Raw genomic sequence first — 18,498 nt, forward strand, 5'->3', positions numbered from 1 at the left:
CGCAGGGTTGTGCCTCCTGATAATTTATAAAAACCCAAAGAGGATAATAAACCATGTCCTATCCGGGGCTGCTGCTGCGTATCAGCGGCAAAGTACAGGGCGTCGGCTTTCGGCCTTTTGTCTGGCAACTGGCCAACCAGCTCAATCTACGTGGCGAAGTCTGGAACGACAGCGCCGGGGTGGAGATTCGGCTGGTGAATCCCGTCGACCTTGAGCTGTTGCTGCATCTGTTGTGCCAGCAGGCCCCACCGTTGGCGCAGATCGACAACATTCAGCAACGGCCCTTTACCTGGCTGAAAAAGCCCGATGATTTTCGCATCCGCGCCAGCCAACGCGGTGCTATGACGACCCAGATTGTTCCCGATGCCGCGACCTGCCCAAAATGCCTGCAGGAAATGAACGATCCGCAGGATCGGCGTTACCGCTACCCTTTTATCAACTGCACGCACTGCGGCCCACGCTTCACCATTATTCGTGCCATGCCTTACGATCGCCCGGCAACCAGCATGGCACCGTTCCCGCTCTGTTCGCCCTGCGCCCAAGAGTACCGTTCGGCGCACGATCGGCGCTTTCATGCCCAACCGGTCGCCTGTAGCGACTGCGGCCCTCGGTTGTTCAGTTTCACCGTTGAGGGACAACCGCAGCATCAGGGGGAAGAAGCTCTGCAGCAGGCGGTAGCCGCATTAGCTGCCGGGCAGATTGTGGCCATCAAAGGGCTGGGCGGTTTTCACCTGGCTTGCGATGCTACCCAGACGGAGGCCGTACAACGCCTGCGGCTTCGCAAACGGCGTCCCGGCAAACCTCTGGCGGTGATGCTGCCGAATATCGACTGGCTGACGCGCTGCACCCGTGGCATTGATCTGTCGCACACACAGGCTTTGCTGGCGTCCGCTGCCGCGCCTATCGTGCTGGTGCCCCACTCGCCCCATTCGCCGCTGTCTGGGGCTATCGCCCCGCAGTTGAACGAAGTGGGCCTGATGTTACCCGCCAATCCCCTTCACCATTTACTGATGCAGGAGATACAACGGCCCCTGGTGATGACCTCCGGCAATGCCACCGGCCGAGCTCCGGCATTAACCAATAGCCAGGCTTTGGCTGATTTGGCCGGCATTGCCGACCTGTGGTTGCTGCACGATCGCGAAATCTTGCAGCGCGCCGATGATTCGCTGGTGCGTCTGCTGCCTGAAGGCCATGAAATGCTACGTCGGGCGCGCGGATTTGTTCCGGATGCCCTGCCATTGCCTCCGGGCTTCCCTTCACAGCCTCCGCTATTGGCCGTGGGCGGGGATCGCAAAAATACCTTTTGCCTGCTGCAGGGAAATAAAGCCGTACTCAGTTCACATTTTGGCGACCTGCAACAGGAGGATATTCAGCAACAGTGGCAGCAGGCCATGGCGCATTTTATGGCGTTGTACCATTGCCAGCCACAGCGCTTAGCCAGCGACGCTCATCCGGGTTACGTCAGCCACCAATGGGCCGCCCGACAGAGGCTGCCGGTGACCCCGGTGCTGCACCATCATGCGCATTTGGCCGCGTGCCTGGCCGAACACCATTGGCCACTGGAAGGCGGAGCGGTTATCGGCCTGGCGCTGGATGGGCTGGGGTACGGACAGGACGGCGCGCTGTGGGGCGGCGAATGCCTGTGGGTCGATTACCGCCGCTGTCGTCATCTGGGGGGATTGCCTGCGGTGGCACTGCCCGGCGGCGATCTGGCCGCGCAACAACCCTGGCGCAATCAGTTGGCGCATTTTGCACGCTTCGTGCCTGACTGGCAAAACAGCCCACAGGCCGAACGGCTATTGACGCGCGCCTGGCGCCCCCTGCTCCAAGCCATTAACGCCGGCATCAATGCGCCGCTCGCCTCCTCCTGTGGCCGTCTGTTTGACGCGGCCGCCGCCGCGTTGGGATGTGCGCCCGAACGGCAAAGTTGGGAAGGCGAAGCCGCCAGTATTTTTGAGGCGCTGGCCCACCAAAGTGGCCCTTGCTCTCACCCGGTGACGTTGCCACGTTGCGCAGAGCAGCTCGATTTGGGCGTGTTGTGGCGGCAGTGGCTGGCCTGGCAAGCGCCAGCCGCTCAACGGGCCTGGGCGTTTCATGATGCTCTGGCGCAGGGATTTGCCGGCCTGGCCAAACATTTTGCCGCAGAGCATAACCTCCGGCACGTGGCGTTAAGCGGTGGCGTACTGCACAACCGCCTGTTACGCCAACGGCTGCAGCATCATCTGGCCCCGCTGCACGTGCTGCTGCCACAACGGCTGCCGGCGGGCGATGGAGGGTTGGCATTCGGTCAGGCATTGGTCGCCTGCGCGCAGCGTATCCCCTTGACTCGTCTCCCGTTCAAAACCCAACAGGATGTAACATGTTAAACCGCGAGTTTTTCCATACCCATACCCGCGCCTTTTGGCTGTTGTTGACGTTAGTGGCGCTAAACCTGCTGGCATGGGGGGCGGCCTTTGCTGCCTTTCATCATCACCCGGCACTGATTGCCGCCGCGCTGCTGGCTTACGGTTACGGACTGCGCCATGCGGTGGATGCCGACCACATCGCCGCCATCGATAACGTCACCCGCAAATTGATGCAACAAGGCCAACGCCCGGTTTCCGTCGGGGCCTTCTTCTCCCTGGGGCATTCCAGCATTGTGGTACTGGCCTGCATCGCGATTGCCGCCACCTCATTGGCATTTGGCGATCGCATCGGCTGGTTGCATCAGTATGGCGCCACTTTGGGCACGCTGATCTCCTCGCTGTTCTTACTGGTGATGGCGTTGTTGAACTGGCTGATCTTCCGCGACGTTTACCGCATTTTCCGTCGGGTGAAGCGCGGTGAAACCCTGGTCGAACAGGACGTAGCCCTGCTGGTGAGCGGCAGCGGCGGCGTAATGACGCGGCTGTACCGCTTTGCTTTTAATCTGGTGAATAAAAGCTGGCATATGTATTTAGTCGGCTTTTTATTTGGCTTGGGCTTTGATACGGCTACCGAAGTGGGCCTGCTCGGGATCTCCGCGACCGGTGCTACATCCGGCATGTCGGTCTGGTCAATCATGGTGTTCCCGCTGCTGTTTGCCAGCGGCATGGCGTTGATTGACTCACTGGATAATTTTGTGATGGTTGGCGCTTACGGTTGGGCGTTCAATAAACCGATTCGCAAGCTGTATTACAACATGACCATCACCGCCACCAGCGTGGTTATCGCTGTGGTGATCGGCGGGCTGGAAGGCCTGGGGCTGCTGGCCGATAAGCTGGGGCTACAGGGCGGGCTGTGGCGGGGTGTTGAGGTGCTCAATGACAACCTGGGCAGCGTCGGATACGCCGCTATCGTGCTGTTTGTGGTGCTGTGGATCCTGTCCGCGCTCAATTACCGCCGCAAAAATTATGACTCGTTAAGCGTCTAGTCCGCTTACGGCAGCCCGGTCATCCCTGGCTGCCGCCGCATTAAGAGCAGGTTGCTCCCCCCTGGGGCATCGAGGCAGCGTGGAGCGTGCGTCGACCGAGAAGCACGATAATCGTCATCACAACGCCTGCAGCAATGGCGATGCCGAAGCCTGCGCGTGCGCCATAAGCGTCGATGACCAGCCCCGCCAGCGCGGCACCCAGCGCCACGCCAATGCTGATGCCGGTGGTCATCCATGTCAGCCCTTCGGTGAGCCTGGACGGCGGTACCAGGATAGTGCCAAGGTTCATCACGACAACCATGGTGGGTGCAAAGGACATACCGGCCACGAAAATGGTCGCCATCAGAATGTAAACGTCCGCAGACAGGAGCGGCAACACCGACGTTGCCGCCGTTAGCAGCACCCCAATAAAGAACTGACGCTCTATCGGCAAGCTAACCCTGATCGCGCCAAAAGCCAGACCGGCAACCATGGAACCGAGCGCGTAGGCAGCAAGAATCAAACTGGCGGCCGTCGGCCACCCTTGTGCGTTGGCGAAAGCGACTACCGCCACATCGATAGATCCGCCAATCACCCCCATGGCTAAAAGTGCCAGCACGATGGTGCCGAGGCCCGGGATACGCAGGGTCGAGCCGCGGTGTTCAGTCGTGTTTTTGATGACTTTGGGCGCCGTCTGTCGTTGCAGAAGAAAAGCCGTGACGCCAATCACCAGCAACACTATCGCGGCGAGGGGCCCGGCTTCGGCGGCAATACCGGTGCTCAAGCCAATAGATAAAGGGGGGCCAATCACGAAGGTCAGCTCTGTCAGCACCGTATCCAGCGAGAAGGCGGTGTGGAGTTGCGGCTTGCCCCGGAAAAGCTGTGTCCATCTCGCTCTTATCATTGCCGGCATGCTTGGCATAGTGCCGGCCAGCATGGCGAGAATACACAGCAACGGGACTGGGGCACGCATATGCGCAGCGGTTATCAACGCCAGCAGCATGGTAATGCTAAACGCGGTGACCCATGGAAGCACCCTGTTCTGGCCTAGCCGATCAACCAGCTTCGATACCTGCGGACCCATGAGCGCGTTCGCCAGCGTAAATATACCGGCTACCGCACCAGCCAACCAATAGTGACCGCTCTGCTGTACCAACATGGTAATAATACCGATGCCGATCATCGCCTGCGGCAAACGGGCAACCGAGCTCGCAATCACTAACCCCCCGACGCCGGGCGTGGTCAGAAGTTCGCGATAGGGATTAGCCATAACCTCTCCAGTTCGTCATTCGGCATCGTGGCGGGATATCCGTATCGATGCCTTTGCCACAACCACGACGTTGTGGATAAACGGAGCCATGGCGGCTCCGACTGTCATTTCAGCCGGACCATATTGGTTGAAAAAAAACGGAAGTAAAGGCCGATGTTATTGCCCGGAGAGTTTCCGGGCACAAGGTTATCCAAGGGTTGCCCTGGCATGGTTCGGGCATCAAGCCCTATTGGCGGGATAAGTACTCTTCCAGCACCAGCGGATAGCCCTCGGTGGTCGGTTCTACCGGCGTGTTGGCAAAGGCACTGGCTTCGGTAACCCATTTGCGCTGCGGCGGCAGCCCCCAGGGCAGTAACTGCTGGCGCTGATCGGGTGCAAGAATATTGGTTTCCAGCTCAATGTCGATTATCTGATAAGGGGTGTTGTGCAGCTCGATACGATGCCCGTCCGGATCCCGCAGATAAACATAGAGGACATGGCCCATACCGTGCCTGCCCGGCCCGCGTTCAATGCTGCTGCCAAAGCCCAGATTGCCGGCAGTGTCGCAGGCGCGCAGGATCTCTTGCGAATCGGGGATGGTATAACCGAAGTGATGCAGACGCGGGCCGGGGCCATGCAAGTACACCAGATCCTGCGTATTGCCTTTGCGTTGTAAGAATGCGGCCCCCATTCCACCCTCATTGAAATAGATGTCTGTCGCACGGAATCCCAGCTTCGTCATGTAAAATTCGGCTGCCCGCTGTACGTGGGGAGTGTGCAACTGGAAGTGATCCAGCCGCTGGGCGCTGCCGCCACGGTACAGATGCACCTGATGGTGCAAACGCGGCACCACGGGCATTGAGGCGCACAGTTCGATCAGCGTACCTGTCGGATCGGTGAAATGCAGAGTACGCCCCTGAAACGGCACTTCGGCCCAACAATTTTCCAACCCTTGCTGGTCCAAAAACAGCTTGGCCAACTCCAGATCTTTTTCACGAAAAACACGCAGGCCAACGCGTTCGCACTGGGGCTCCGCCTTGCTGAGCTTGATAACCAGACTGTGGTGGCAAGCCTCTTCCAGCCCGCGCAAATAGAGCCGGTCCTCTTCCCGATGGGTCAGCACCATGCCGATCACCTGGGTGTAAAACAGCTCACTGGCGGCCAGATCACGCGAGGTCAGCACCAGATGGCTGGCGCGGGTAATGGAAAATGGCGGATCGTATTCGGTGAGGGGCAATGTGGTCATTGTGATTCCTTACCGGGGCCGTGGCCCCGTTTCCGTGGGATTCAGTAGCACATGATGACGGATTTAAGTTCGGTATAGGACTCGATAAACGTGCTGCCGAACTCGCGGCCAATACCGGAGGCTTTCATCCCGCCGAACGGCACCGCCGGATCCATAATGGTGTGCGAATTTACCCATACCATCCCGGCCTCAATCCGCCGCATCAAATCCATCGCCTTGCTGAAGTCATTGGTCCAGATACTGGCGGACAGGCCATAGGACGAATCATTCATCAAATGCAAGAGTTGCTCTTCATCCTCAAACGGCATAAAGCTCAGCACCCCGGCGAAGGCTTCTTCACGCATCAGCGGATCGTCCTGACCGGTGGCACGGATCACCGTCGGGGTCACATAGAACCCCTCTCCGTCCAGCACCGTACCCCCACTCAGTACCTGGTCATGGCTGTGCGCCTGATCAAACATCGCCTTGATGCGGTTAAAATGCGCCTAGTTAGCCAACGGACCGTATTGCGTGGCTTCGTCCATCGGCGAACCTATTTTCAGCGCCTCGACCCGGGCGATAACCTGCTCGACAATCTCGTCGAAGCGCGACGCATGAATATAAAACCGCTCGGCAGAGGAACAAACCTGCCCCTGATGCACCAGCCCGGCGAGCATAATGCCGTCCACCGCCCGCTGGGTATCGACGTCGGCAAGAAACGCCGCCGGGTTTTTTCCACCCAACTCCAGGGTGATGCGGGTCAAATCGGCTTTTATCGCCGCCTGGCCGATCGCGATACCGGCCGGAACCGAACCGGTGAAACTGACTTTATTGACCCGTGGATGCTCGATCAGCCACTGCCCCACCTGGCGTTCGCCATTGACCACGTTGAACACGCCCGCAGGCACTCCGGCCTGATGGGCCAACTGCGCCAGACGCAGCAGGGTCAAAGGTGCAAACTCACTGGGTTTGACCACGATGCAACACCCGGTGCACAAGGCGGCTGCAATTTTCCAAATGGCGATCATCACCGGGAAATTCCAGGGAATAATGGCCGCCACCACGCCCACCGGCTCGCGGTAAGTCATCGCGGTATATCGCTCGCCGTTAAACGAAGGGATGGACGGCGCGAGGGTTTCACCATGCAGTTTGGTGGCCCAACCGGCGTAATACCGGATGAAAACGCAGGTATGGTCAACCTCGAACAGCCTGGAGGAACCGATCAGCTTACCGTTGGTCAGGGTTTCCAACTGGGCAATCTCCTCTCTGTGAGCCTCCAGCAGATCGGCAAAGCGTAACAGTATCTGCTGACGCTGGGCCGGCAGGCTTTTTCCCCATTCGCCCTTCAGCGCCCGGTCAGCCGATTGCATCGCCTGCTCCACTTCGTCGGCGGTGGCACCAGCCACGTTGGCGATCGTCTGGCCATTGGCCGGATTGACTACCGGCAAGCGTTGTCCGCCCGCCGCCGGGATCAGTTGTCCATCGATAAACTGCCCATGTTCCTGCGCCAGAAAGGCGGAAACCTGTGGAAGCACTTTGATATCAGCCATCGTAATCCACCTCGTTTGTCGGAAAAGAGTCCTTTAACGCCCTAAGGCGTCGTCAATCACTGGGTTACTCAGGGTACCGATACCGGCAATCTCAACCTCCACCCGATCCCCCGCTTTCATCCAGACCGGTGGCTGTCGGAATGCGCCAACGCCACCGGGCGTACCGGTCACCAGCACATCGCCGGGCAGCAGATCGGTAAATGCCGAACAATACTCGATCAGCGCCGGGATCGAGAAAATCAGGTCATCGACAGAGGCCTGTTGCATCACCTGTCCGTTCAGACGGGTTACCAGCGTTAGCGCACGCGGGTCGGGAATGTCGTCGGCACTGACCAGCCAGGGACCAAATGCCGCGGTGTGGCGGAAGTTTTTACCGGGAGTGAATTGCGAGCTGTGTCGCTGCCAGTCGCGCACGCTGCCGTCGTTGTAGCAAGCGTAACCGGCGATATGCTGCATGGCATCGCGCTGGGCAATGCGGCGCCCCCCTTTACCAATCACCACGGCCAGCTCGCCTTCATAGTCAAATTGAGACGACTCCGGCGGTGCCAGCAGCGGCTGCTGATGTCCGACCTGCGAAGAAGGCAGCCGCAAAAACAGCGTTGGCCGATCGGGTTCCTCCCGGCCGGTTTCCAGCAGGTGCGGGCGGTAATTCAGCCCCACGCAAATAATTTTGTCCGGGTTGGGCACCGGCGGCAACCAACTGACCTCGCTGGCTTTCAGGGTGGCAGGCGCATTCACAAACGGCAGGAACACGTTAAAACTGCCGGCGGCTAAGGCGCTACGCACGTCCGGATAGGGCAATGACTGGCTGCAGTCGACAATCTCGTCGACTCCGCGCAGCAGGCCATAACCTGCACGCCCCTGGCTAATAAAACTGACGATCTTCATTTGGCCTCCGGGGACGCAGCCGCGCCGTTGAATATGGTGCTGTCGGCCTGCTTGATAATCCGCTGCACGGTGCTTTGATAATGCTGACTAAGCAGCTCGACGGCGCGGTCGGCATCGCGCGCCAGCACCGCATCCATGATGGCCTGATGCTCACCGTCGACATCGCGCGGTGAATCCATCCCTTCCAGCTCATAACCGAACCGCAGGCGGCGATAGCGCTCCGACTGATCGAACAGCAAGTCGGAAAAGCGCAGCATCCACGGTGAATTGCAGGCCATCAGCAGGCTGCGATGAAAGCTGTAATGGAGCTGGCTCCAGTTTGCCGAGTGATCTTCGTCATCCATGCGCGGGCAGCGCGTCAGTCGGTGAAAGGCGGCGATAATCCCCGCTTCCCATTCGGCATCACCATTGGCAATCGCTAACCGTAAAGCATGGGTTTCGATCAGTTGTCGATTGGCGGTAATGTCTTTCAGTTCGCTGAGTGATACCTCACTGGCACGAAAACCGCGTTGCTCGTGGGCGGTAACCAGCCCTTCCGTCACCAACCGCGACAGCGCCTCACGCACCAGTCCTGGGCTGATGTCCAATTCACCGGCGATATTGCCGATCACCAGTTTGCTGCCCGGCGAGTATTCACCGTTGATAATCCGACGGCGGATCAGCGCCACGGCGGCGCCGCTCAGGCTTTTGAAAGTCCCGTTCTGCAATTGCAGGTTTTCTGTTTGTTTGCTGTTCATTCGCTGTTTTATCTCGCTGTACGGTTATAACAACGCTGGATAGGCGCCGCCGTCCAGGTGCATGTTTTGCCCGGTAATAAAGCCGCTCAGGTCGCTGCAAAGGTAAACACAGGCCGCGCCGAATTCGGCAGGCTGGCCCATGCGACCGGCGGGGATCGAGTCAATCTGTCGTTGGCGCGCCTGTTCGAAGGTAATGCCGCTCTGTTTCATCGCCACCTGCGCCATCTGCTGCTGGCGAGGCGTATCAAAACGTTCCGGCAGCAAATTGTTAATGGTGACGTTATCGACAATGCATTCGCGGGACAACCCTTTACAGGCGGCCGTCAGACCGGCGCGCGACGCAGCGGAAAGCGTCATGTGCGCACGCGGCGTACTGACCATCGCCGAGGTGATATTGATGATGCGGCCAAACTTCCGCTCGCGCATCCCCGGTATCAAGGCGCGGATCAACATCAGCGGTGCCAGCAAATTCCCTTGCAGCGCCGACAGCCAGGTCTGCTCGTCAAACTCAAAGAAATTCCCCGGCGGTGGCCCGGCGTTATTATTGACCAGAATATCGGCATCCGGGCAGGCAGCCAGTAAGGCTTCGCGCCCTTGTAGGGTGGTTATGTCACCGGCGACAGTAAAAACGCGCCCGCCGGTCTCAGCCTTAAGCCGCTGCTGCGCGGCCAGCAGGCGCTCTTCGTCGCGGCCATTAATCCAGACGCTGACCCCTTCTCTAAGCAGGGCTGCAGCACAGGCATAACCCAAACCACTGCTGGAAGCGCATACCAGGGCGCGTTTATCAGCCAGTCTCACATCCATAACCGTTCTCTCCTTCTAGCGAGGCAGCTCATGACTGAGCCGTGCGATGTTGCATAAATGTCATGCTATCGACAAAAAATAGTGACATCAACAAAAAATATTCTTTATATTAAAAAATATATTTTTTCTTCCATCGCAAATTTTCCACCCTCATCTGCACGGAGAGAGCATGAAAGAGAATGAAAGGTACGACTACATTGTGGTCGGCGGTGGTTCTGCCGGTTGCGTGGTTGCCGGTTTGTTGGCGGAAAGAACCTCGGCGCGCATTTTGCTGCTGGAGGCCGGGCCAGAAGACAAAGGGATCTTCATCCGCATGCCGGCCGGATTTCCGGAAATTGTCGGCAAGCTGGTCTGGCCCTATCAAAGCGATGCCGAACCCCACATGGCCAATCGATCGATGAGCGTACCGCAGGGCCGTGTGCTGGGCGGTGGCAGCTCGGTGAATGGACAGCTCTACGTGCGTGGCAATGCCAGGGATTATGACGATTGGGAAACCCAGGACGGCTGTACCGGCTGGGGCTATCGCGATGTGCTGCCCTATTTTATCCGGTCGGAATGCAACCAAAGCCTGCACGACGACTATCACGGCGATAGCGGCCACCTGAAAGTCAGCGACTCCGGTTATCGCCATCCGCTCAGCTACGCCATCGTCAAAGCCGGTCAGGAGCTGGGTTATCCCTATCTCAATGACTTTAACGGCGCCAGCCAGCAAGGCATAGGCTTCTATCAAACTACCACCTATCAGGGGCACCGTTGCAGCACCTCGGTGGCCTATCTGGCACCGGTGCGCCAACACGCGAATCTCCAGGTGATGACCGGCGTGCTGGTTGAGCGCCTGTTGCTGGAGCAGGATCGTGCTACCGGCGTGGTATTTACTGACGCCGAGGGGAAACGCCAACAGGCGCTGGCCAGCCGGGAAGTGGTGTTATGCGCCGGCGCCATCGGAACCCCAAAACTGTTGATGCTGTCCGGCATCGGTCCAGCGGAGCATCTGCGCGAAGTCGGCATCAAACTCCTGGTCGACAGCCCTCTGGTCGGCCAACGCCTGCAGGATCATCTGCATTTTTCGCTGATTGCCAGCCTGCGAAAGCCGATTAGCCTGCTCGGGCAAGACAAAGGCCTGAAGGCGTTGGCGAACGGTCTGGAATGGCTGCTGTTCAAACGCGGTATCTGCGCCTCCAACCTGCTGGAGTGCGGCGGTTTTTTCGCCACCGGCGACGACGATCGGCCAGATGTGCAACTGATGGGGCTGGCGGCGTCGGATAACGTCGACGACAAGGGAAAACAGGCGCAAAACCAACATGCCCTATCCCTCAAGCTGGCGCACCTGCGGCCACAGGCCAGGGGTGAAGTCCGGTTGCGCGACGGCAATCCACGTTCGTTACCGCGCATCAGTCTCAACTATATGGGGACGCCGGAAGATGTCGCTGCGCAGGTCAGAGCGGTACGTCTGGGCTTGCAGCTGTTCCAGGCCCCGGCGTTGGCGTCACTGATTGATCAGGTTCTGTTGCCCGCGCCAAATTTGAACAGCGATGAACAGTTGGCGTCGTTCGTGCGCGAGCATGGCAAAACGGAGTATCACCCTACCGGTACCTGCCGCATGGGGGCAGATCCCGCGACTTCCGTGGTGGATCTGGAACTTCGCCTGCGTGGCCTGGCGGGAGTGCGCATCGCTGATGCGTCGATTTTCCCGCGCATCCCGGCAGGCAATACCAATGCACCGACTATCATGGTGGCAGAGCGCGCAGTTGATTTGATGCTGGCCACTTCTCAGGAGCAGGAACATGCATAAAAAACTCACTTTGACCTTTGATAACGGTCCCCATCCCCAGGGAACCCCGCTGGTGCTGAAGACGCTGCAGGAGTTCCGCATTCTGGCCAACTTCTTCCCTATCGGCGAGAAGATCTCCGCGCCTGGCGGTGAAGCTCTGGTTAAATCGGTGAAAGACGCCGGTCACCGGGTCGGCATTCATACCCTGACCCACTCTCTGCCGCTGGGGCTGGGGGCTCCGGGTTTTGCCCGTCACGAAATTACCGAAGGCCAGGCCCGACTGGGTCAATACGCCGAGTCGCCGCCGCTGTTTCGCCCCTATGCCGGTAAAGGGATCCTCGGACCGCACGTGTTGAATCAAGAGGCGGTTGAGGTGCTGCAACAGCAAGGATTCAGTCTGGTGTTGTGGAACTCGGTACCGCGGGATTGGGAACTGCCGACCGACGCCTGGGTGGCGCGTGCGCTGGAAGATATCGCCAATCAGCCCTGGACGGTGATGGTGTTGCACGATGCCCGGCCCGAAGCGATGGAGCATCTGGCGCATTTTATTGAAAAAGCGGTGTTGATGGACGTGGAAATCACGCAGCAACTTCCCGATTGGGTAATGCCGATGCAGGCGGGCCAGATCCGGCACCCCTTTTCTGAGTTGATCGCCCCTGTGGCGGAGTAACCGGCAACGACAAGGAGAATCTTTATGCAACAAGAAAACGTGATTGGTGAATTCCGCTATCAACAATATGCGGTCAAGCTACCGTCGCTGCACGATAACCGTGAACAGCGTCGGCATCGGGTGGTGATTGTCGGCGGTGGACCGGTGGGCTTATCGCTGGCGCTGGCATTGGCGAAACAAGGCATCGCTTCATTGGTGGTGGAGAATGATACCCAGGTATGCACCGGCAGCCGGGCGGCGTGCATCTCCCGCCGCAGCCTGGAGATCCTCGACAAACTGGGGCTGGCAGACACCTTTGTCGGTAAGGGGCTCGCCTGGACCCGTGGACGCAGCTTTTATCAGGGCGAGATGGTGATGCAGTTCGACATGCTGGTGGATGATAACCAGCAGTTTCCGGCGATGATCAACCTGCAGCAGTATTATATCGAGCAATTTTTGCTGGACGAGGTGCTGCGCCATGAGGATTTGATCGAACTGCGTTGGGGTACCGAGCTCCAGAGCCTGGTGCATCATGACGAAGGCGTGACATTGTCACTGAATGCTGTAGGGGTCGATTACCAGTTAGAAGCCGACTGGGTGATTGCCTGCGACGGTGGCCGCAGCCGGGTGCGGGAACAAATGGGTCTGCATCTGCAGGGGGATGTGCATCATGGACGCTTCGCCATCATAGATATTGAATTGGAAAGCGAGACCCCGGCAGAACGGCGCGTGTGGTTCGAAACCGCCCTGCGCCCTGGCCCAATGTGGATGCATCGCCAACCGGACAACATCTGGCGCATTGATTACCTGCTGGAAGACGGCGTCAGCGACGAAGAAGGACTGAAGCCGGAAAACGTGCTGCCGGTCGTCGAGAGTTTTCTCGATATGGTCGGTGAAAAAGGGAAATGGCGCCCGATTTGGATCAGCATGTACAACGCCAAAGCCCTGTCGCTGGACAACTATCATCACGACCGGGTGCTGTTCGTCGGCGATGCGGCGCACGTAGTGCCAATTTTCGGCGTACGTGGGCTTAACGGCGGGCTGGACGATGCCTATAACCTCGGCTGGAAGCTGGCCTACGTGCTGAAAGGGTTGGCGCCGCCGTCGCTATTGGCCAGTTATTCCAGCGAACGTCAGAAGGCCTGGCGTGAAAATGCCGGACAAGCCAGCCGCAGCGCCGAGTTTATGTGCCCGGCGACCCCGGCCGGCAGCACGCTGCGTAATGCGGTGCTGTCGCTGGCGGCTCGCCACCCGCAGTTTTCCGCGCTGATCAATCCCCGTCAGACCCACAGCATTTGTTACGCGGATTCGCCTTTGAATACCCCGACGGTGACGGCCCCCGCGGCTGTAGGGCCCAAACTCGGCGCGGTATTGCCGGAATTCCCCCTGTTACTGAATGGTGAGCCAACCCACCTGACCCGATTGCTGGATGCGCGACTCTTCACCCTGCTGCGCTTCCCGGCGCAGGACGCTACCAGCGCTGTGGAAATCAGCGACCATCCGTTGCTGCGCGTGGTCACTCTGGGGCGGCCTGGACAACCGCAGGCCGGTGCTGCCGGGTGGGTGGAAGATCCTGATGGGCAGGTGCACGCGGCCTACAGCGGGCCCGCCGGCGCGCTCTATCTGATCCGACCGGACGGGCACGTCTGCTGGCGCTGGACGCAGAGCGATAATGCGGACTCTGCTGCAATCGAACAGGCCATCTTGCGGGCCAGCGGCTGGCAGAACGATAACCAAGGAGCAAAAGATGCAGGCTAAATTGACCGAACAGCAGCTCGATGAGCTGTACAGCCAGTTCTATCTGGCCGCCGAGCCGTTTACCGGCGAACCTCTGGCGCTATTTTTGACTCGGCTTAACCTGCTGTTGCTGGACGCGTTGGCGAATGAAACGCTGGCGCGGGAGCTGATAGTCGAAGCCGCGCGCTTTAAGTTCGACGCAGAGTAGCCCTGCGTTCAGGCCGCCGGCGGGGTGTCCGTGAGTTTCTGCCCCGGCGGTAATCTGGATTGCCGATAATACTCCGCGACAAAATCGACAAAACTGCGAATGTTAACCGGCAGATAACGCCGGTTAACATAGACCACGTACAGCGATCGATGGCTCCAGGTGTAATCCCTCATTAACCTGATCAACGCGCCGCTGGCCAACGCCTCTCTCACCACGAACTCCGGCTCAAGAATAATGCCTCTGCCCTCCAGCGCGCTGGCCAACAAGGCATCGCCACTGTTGGCTCGCAGCGATCCGCATACCGGCACCTCGATCAGACGCCCCTCCTCATCCAGATATTCCCATTGTTCCGCACGGGGCAACAGTGAGTAGACCAGGCAATTGTGCTCCCGCAACGCCTGTGGGTTGTCCGGGGTCCCGTGGTGCTTTAAATAATCGGGAGACGCACATAGTATTCGGGGTATTTCACACAGCTTGCGCGCCACCAGAGACGAATCCGACAGATTGGCCACGCGGATCGCCACATCAATCCCCTGGTCGATCAGGTTGATCAACTGGTCGCTGAGGCAGAACTCCACCGACACCCGCGGATAACGACGCTGATAACCGGCCACTATGGTTGCCAGTTCAGCCCGACAATAGGGGTGTGGCGCACTGATACGCAAGGTGCCTGCGGGCTGCCCCTGGTTGCCCATATAGGCTTCCAACGCCTGGCATTCGCCGGCAATGCGCTGGCTGTATTCGTAACATTCCCGCCCGGCCTCCGTCAGCGTCATCGACCGCGTGGTACGGTGCAGCAAGCGCACGCCAAAATGCTGTTCCAACTCGGCAATACTCTTGCTCACGCGCGGTCGGGAAAGGTCAAGCGCCTCTGAAGCCGCCGTAAAATTGCCGCCTTTTACCACCGCATTGAATATGCGTAATGCATTCATCATGTCCACATTCACGTCCCTTCAGCACGCTCGTCATTAGCACAATATACGTCATCCATTGGTGCCTGTTCGGCACCAGTGTGATACGGCAAGCCCTCTGGTTGTTCAGCCTGACCACAGCTAGTTTAGCTTTATCCCTCGAAAGAGGATCCCCACAGACTGAAACAAGGACTCCCTATGAGTAGCCAGACGAAAACCTTTAAACAATGGCAGCAGCAGGCAAACGCACTGCAGATCGAAGGGCGTGCCTATATCGACGGTCAGTATCAGGACTCTGCCGACGGTGCCACTTTTGCCGATATCAGCCCGATCGACGGTCGGCTGCTAGCGGCGGTTGCCGACTGCGACGCCGCCACCGTGGATCGAGCCGTTGCGGCGGCGGCCCGAACATTTGCATCCGGAATTTGGCGCGACCAATCGCCGGTACAGCGCAAAAACGCCCTGCTGCGCCTGGCCGATTTGGTCGGTCAGCATCAAGAGGAACTGGCGCTGCTGGAAAGCCTGGACACCGGCAAAACCATCCATGAGTCGCTGGATATGGATATGCAGGACGTGCAGATCGCACTGCGTTATTACGCCGAGGCGATCGACAAGATTGCCGGCGAAATCGCCCCTACCAGCGACAGCTTCCACGGCATGATCACCTACCAGGCCTTGGGTGTGGTAGCGGTGATGACGCCGTGGAACAACCCGCTGATGATTGCCTGCTGGAAGATTGCGCCGGCGCTGGCGATGGGTAACTCGGTGGTGTTCAAACCTTCTGAAAAAGCGCCGTTAACCGGTATCCGCCTGGCGCAGCTGGCGCAACAGGCCGGTATTCCCGATGGCGTATTCAACGTGGTGACCGGCGGCGCTCAGGTCGGACAGGCACTGGCGCTGCACCCCACCGTGCGGGTGATGGCCTTTACCGGCTCCACCCAGGTGGCCAAACAGCTGCTGATTTATGCCGGCCAGTCCAACATGAAACGCACCTACCTCGAAGGCGGCGGTAAGAACGCGCATATCATTTTTGCCGACACGCCAGATTTGGCACGCGCAGCACGTTTTGCCGCCTTGGGCTTTTGCGCCAATCAGGGGGCGGTCTGTGCCTCTGGGACTCGCCTGCTGGTGCAGTCATCCATCAAGGAGCAGTTTGTCGCGCTGCTGATTGAAGAAGTGAACCGCTGGCAGCCGGGGCATCCACTCGATCCCGCAACCATGATGGGGCCACTGATTGATGCCAGGCATCAGGCCAATGTCCTGCGTTATGTCGACTCCGCGCGTGATGAAGGCGCTAGCATCGTCTGTGGTGGCCATGCGGACGACAGCATCGTACCGGGCGGGCATTTCTTCTGGCCAACGGTTATCGACAACGCCACCCCGACCATGACCGCCTCGCAAAACGAAATCTTCGGCCCGGTCGCTTCGGTCATCGCGTTTGAAGACGAAGCAGACGCCATCCGGTTGGCAAATGACAGCGAATACGGCTTAACCGCCGGCTTCTGGACGCCGGATATCGCCAAAGTTCACCGCGTTGCCCGCCAACTGGAGGCGGGAACCGTCTGGGTCAATCACTTCCTGACCCGCGATATTCTCTCGCCTTTCGGCGGTTTCAAACAGTCAGGCATCGGCCGCGACCTGTCGTTACATGCGATGCGGCAATACGGCGAAATGAAAGCCACCTGGATTGCTCTGAAAGACGTCGACGCTCACTAAGCCCGCGCGTCCAAACCAATAAAAAGGGATCGTCATGAAACAAGATAAACTACAGACCGACGCCGGCCGCCGTCGGTTCATTGCCGCCAGTCTGGCAATGAGCGCTGCAGCCGCACTGCCTTTCTCCGGCTATGCCCGCCAGCCGGCCCCTCGCAGCACCGGGACCGGAAGCGACGACAAAAAATACGACTACATTATTATCGGCGCCGGTTCGGCCGGCTCGGTGGTGACCCGCCGGCTGGTTGATGCCGGATTAAAGGTCCTGCTGCTGGAAGCCGGGCCACGCGACGATATGCCGGCCATTCATAACCCGCCGGAAGCCATGGCGCTGTGGCATTCCGCCGTTGACTGGGGTTTTTCGACTCAACCGCAGATTTACGCCGGCAAACAGGATATTTACTGGCCACGCGGCAAGACCCTGGGCGGTTCCAGCGCTATTAACGGCATGATGTACGTTCGTGGCCTGCCCTCCGATTACGACAACTGGGCGGCGATGGGGGCCACCGGCTGGAGCTGGAAGGACGTGCTGCCTTATTTCCGCAAAGCGGAAAACTGCAATATCGATGGCTTGTCTAACCTGCATGCTACCGGAGGGCTGCTGCAGGTATCTCGTCCCGCCATGACGCCATTGGCCCACGCCTTTGTCGAGGCCGGACAACAGGCCGGATTGCGGCTGGTGCAGGATTACAACAACGGCCAGGATTCCACCGGCGTCAGTTTCCCGCAGTACACCATGACGCCAGACGGCAAACGGGCCAGCGCCTGGGTCTGTTACGGCGATGCCATTCGCGGAGCGGATAACCTGTCGGTGATCACCGAAGCTCGGGTATTGAAGCTGCTTAACCAGGGCGATCACATTACCGGCGTGCACTTTGTGCATCGTGGCACCGATTATCGCATCGAGGCCCGCCATGAGGTGCTGCTGTGCGCCGGTTCACTGATGAGCCCTTCCATTCTGCTGCACTCCGGTATCGGCCCGGCCGAGCAACTGGAGAAAATGGGCATTAAGACCCTGGTCAACCTGCCAGGCGTGGGTGAAAACCTGCACGATCATCTGGTGTGTCCTATGGTTTGGTCTTCGCCGCAGCCGGTGGCTGTCGGTCTGGCCTCCGGCATCGAAGCGCAGATTTTCCATAAGTCAGCCCCGGAGCTTTCCGCGCCGGACACCCAGTCTCTGTTGTTCACCATGCCGTTCATGCCGGGTGTCACCCAGGGTTACACTGTCACTCCCGGTCTGGTCGCACCGAAAAGTCGTGGCCGTCTCTGGCTCAACTCACGTGACCCGCTGCAAGCCCCACTGATGGATCCGCGAGTCTATTCTGAAAACGAAGATCTTGAGGTCATGACCGACAAGGCCCTGCTGTTGCGCGAAGTGATGAAGCAAACCGCATTGGCACCGTGGCGCGGCAAAGAGATGGGCATGGAGGGTGTGAATAACCGCGATAAAATGCGCGATTACATTCGCCGAATGACGGCTTCCTACCACCATCAGGTCGGTACGGCGCGCATGGGGACCGACAACATGGCAGTGGTTGATCCGCAATTGCGCGTGCACGGTCTGTCTGGTCTGCGCGTGGTCGACGCCTCGGTGATGCCGGTTATTCCTACCGGCAACACCAATGCTCCCAGCATTATGATCGGTGAAAAAGCCGCAGACATGATTTTGTCGAGCAAGGCATAACC

The 18,498-nt window shown here is 59.0% G+C and carries 14 protein-coding genes and 1 pseudogene; 8 read left to right on the forward strand and 7 right to left on the reverse strand.

Features of this window, described 5'->3' with window-relative positions; all coding sequences use genetic code 11:
* The first annotated feature begins 53 nt into the window (after window positions 1-53).
* Together hypF and ACMGG1_RS11740 are read left to right on the forward strand one after the other, a co-directional pair.
* A complete protein-coding gene (gene hypF / locus ACMGG1_RS11735) occupies window positions 54-2,366 on the forward strand; it encodes a carbamoyltransferase HypF (protein ID WP_262244169.1) in 2,313 nt (770 codons plus the stop codon).
* Entirely contained in the window at window positions 2,360-3,391 is a 1,032-nt protein-coding gene (locus tag ACMGG1_RS11740; protein WP_176984083.1) for a HoxN/HupN/NixA family nickel/cobalt transporter, read from the forward strand. Before hypF ends, ACMGG1_RS11740 begins: the two co-directional genes overlap by 7 nt.
* 40 nt (window positions 3,392-3,431) lie before the next feature.
* On the opposite strand, the gene ACMGG1_RS11745 is transcribed toward ACMGG1_RS11740, so the two are convergent.
* The 6 genes and pseudogenes from ACMGG1_RS11745 to ACMGG1_RS11770 form a co-directional block, all read right to left on the reverse strand.
* Window positions 3,432-4,640, reverse strand: coding sequence for an MFS transporter (locus ACMGG1_RS11745; RefSeq protein ID WP_256813735.1), 1,209 nt, complete (start codon window positions 4,638-4,640; stop codon window positions 3,432-3,434).
* Window positions 4,641-4,866: 226 nt separating this feature from the next.
* Window positions 4,867-5,865, reverse strand: coding sequence for a VOC family protein (locus tag ACMGG1_RS11750; RefSeq protein WP_142815206.1), 999 nt, complete (start codon window positions 5,863-5,865; stop codon window positions 4,867-4,869).
* 41 nt (window positions 5,866-5,906) lie between these two features.
* A pseudogene (locus tag ACMGG1_RS11755) lies at window positions 5,907-7,394 on the reverse strand (aldehyde dehydrogenase family protein).
* Between the two features lie 33 nt (window positions 7,395-7,427).
* Window positions 7,428-8,282: a fumarylacetoacetate hydrolase family protein gene (locus ACMGG1_RS11760; RefSeq protein WP_414161419.1), complete on the reverse strand. Its 855-nt coding sequence runs from the start codon at window positions 8,280-8,282 to the stop codon at window positions 7,428-7,430.
* Window positions 8,279-9,019, reverse strand: coding sequence for a GntR family transcriptional regulator (locus tag ACMGG1_RS11765; RefSeq protein WP_261138079.1), 741 nt, complete (start codon window positions 9,017-9,019; stop codon window positions 8,279-8,281). Before ACMGG1_RS11765 ends, ACMGG1_RS11760 begins: the two co-directional genes overlap by 4 nt.
* Window positions 9,020-9,043: 24 nt before the next feature.
* A complete protein-coding gene (locus ACMGG1_RS11770; protein WP_020826892.1) occupies window positions 9,044-9,823 on the reverse strand; it encodes an SDR family oxidoreductase in 780 nt (259 codons plus the stop codon).
* Between the two features lie 169 nt (window positions 9,824-9,992).
* Between ACMGG1_RS11770 and ACMGG1_RS11775 the strand changes: the two genes are divergently transcribed.
* From ACMGG1_RS11775 to ACMGG1_RS11790, 4 genes are read left to right on the forward strand one after another with little or no spacing between them, the layout of a single operon-like run.
* The gene (locus ACMGG1_RS11775) at window positions 9,993-11,615 is read left to right on the forward strand and encodes a GMC family oxidoreductase (protein WP_414161420.1); all 1,623 of its coding nucleotides are present in this window, start codon (window positions 9,993-9,995) and stop codon (window positions 11,613-11,615) included.
* The gene (locus ACMGG1_RS11780) at window positions 11,608-12,264 is read left to right on the forward strand and encodes a polysaccharide deacetylase family protein (RefSeq protein WP_020826890.1); all 657 of its coding nucleotides are present in this window, start codon (window positions 11,608-11,610) and stop codon (window positions 12,262-12,264) included. The genes ACMGG1_RS11775 and ACMGG1_RS11780 overlap by 8 nt, the downstream gene beginning before the upstream one ends.
* Window positions 12,265-12,288: 24 nt before the next feature.
* Entirely contained in the window at window positions 12,289-14,001 is a 1,713-nt protein-coding gene (locus tag ACMGG1_RS11785) for an FAD-dependent monooxygenase (protein WP_414161421.1), read from the forward strand.
* Complete coding sequence (locus tag ACMGG1_RS11790) at window positions 13,991-14,188, forward strand: hypothetical protein (protein ID WP_122079329.1); 198 nt, start codon at window positions 13,991-13,993, stop codon at window positions 14,186-14,188. Before ACMGG1_RS11785 ends, ACMGG1_RS11790 begins: the two co-directional genes overlap by 11 nt.
* A gap of 8 nt (window positions 14,189-14,196) precedes the next feature.
* Here ACMGG1_RS11790 and ACMGG1_RS11795 read toward each other — a convergent pair whose 3' ends face one another.
* A complete protein-coding gene (locus tag ACMGG1_RS11795) occupies window positions 14,197-15,123 on the reverse strand; it encodes a LysR family transcriptional regulator (RefSeq protein ID WP_020826887.1) in 927 nt (308 codons plus the stop codon).
* Between the two features lie 174 nt (window positions 15,124-15,297).
* Here ACMGG1_RS11795 and ACMGG1_RS11800 point away from each other — a divergent pair, with 174 nt between their 5' ends.
* Together ACMGG1_RS11800 and ACMGG1_RS11805 are read left to right on the forward strand one after the other, a co-directional pair.
* Entirely contained in the window at window positions 15,298-16,815 is a 1,518-nt protein-coding gene (locus tag ACMGG1_RS11800; protein WP_414161422.1) for an aldehyde dehydrogenase family protein, read from the forward strand.
* A gap of 34 nt (window positions 16,816-16,849) precedes the next feature.
* Entirely contained in the window at window positions 16,850-18,496 is a 1,647-nt protein-coding gene (locus ACMGG1_RS11805; RefSeq protein ID WP_130015736.1) for a GMC family oxidoreductase, read from the forward strand.
* Window positions 18,497-18,498 lie beyond the last annotated feature (2 nt).

It is taken from the genome of Serratia sp. BNK-12 (assembly GCF_047456085.1).
Classification (GTDB): domain Bacteria; phylum Pseudomonadota; class Gammaproteobacteria; order Enterobacterales; family Enterobacteriaceae; genus Serratia; species Serratia liquefaciens.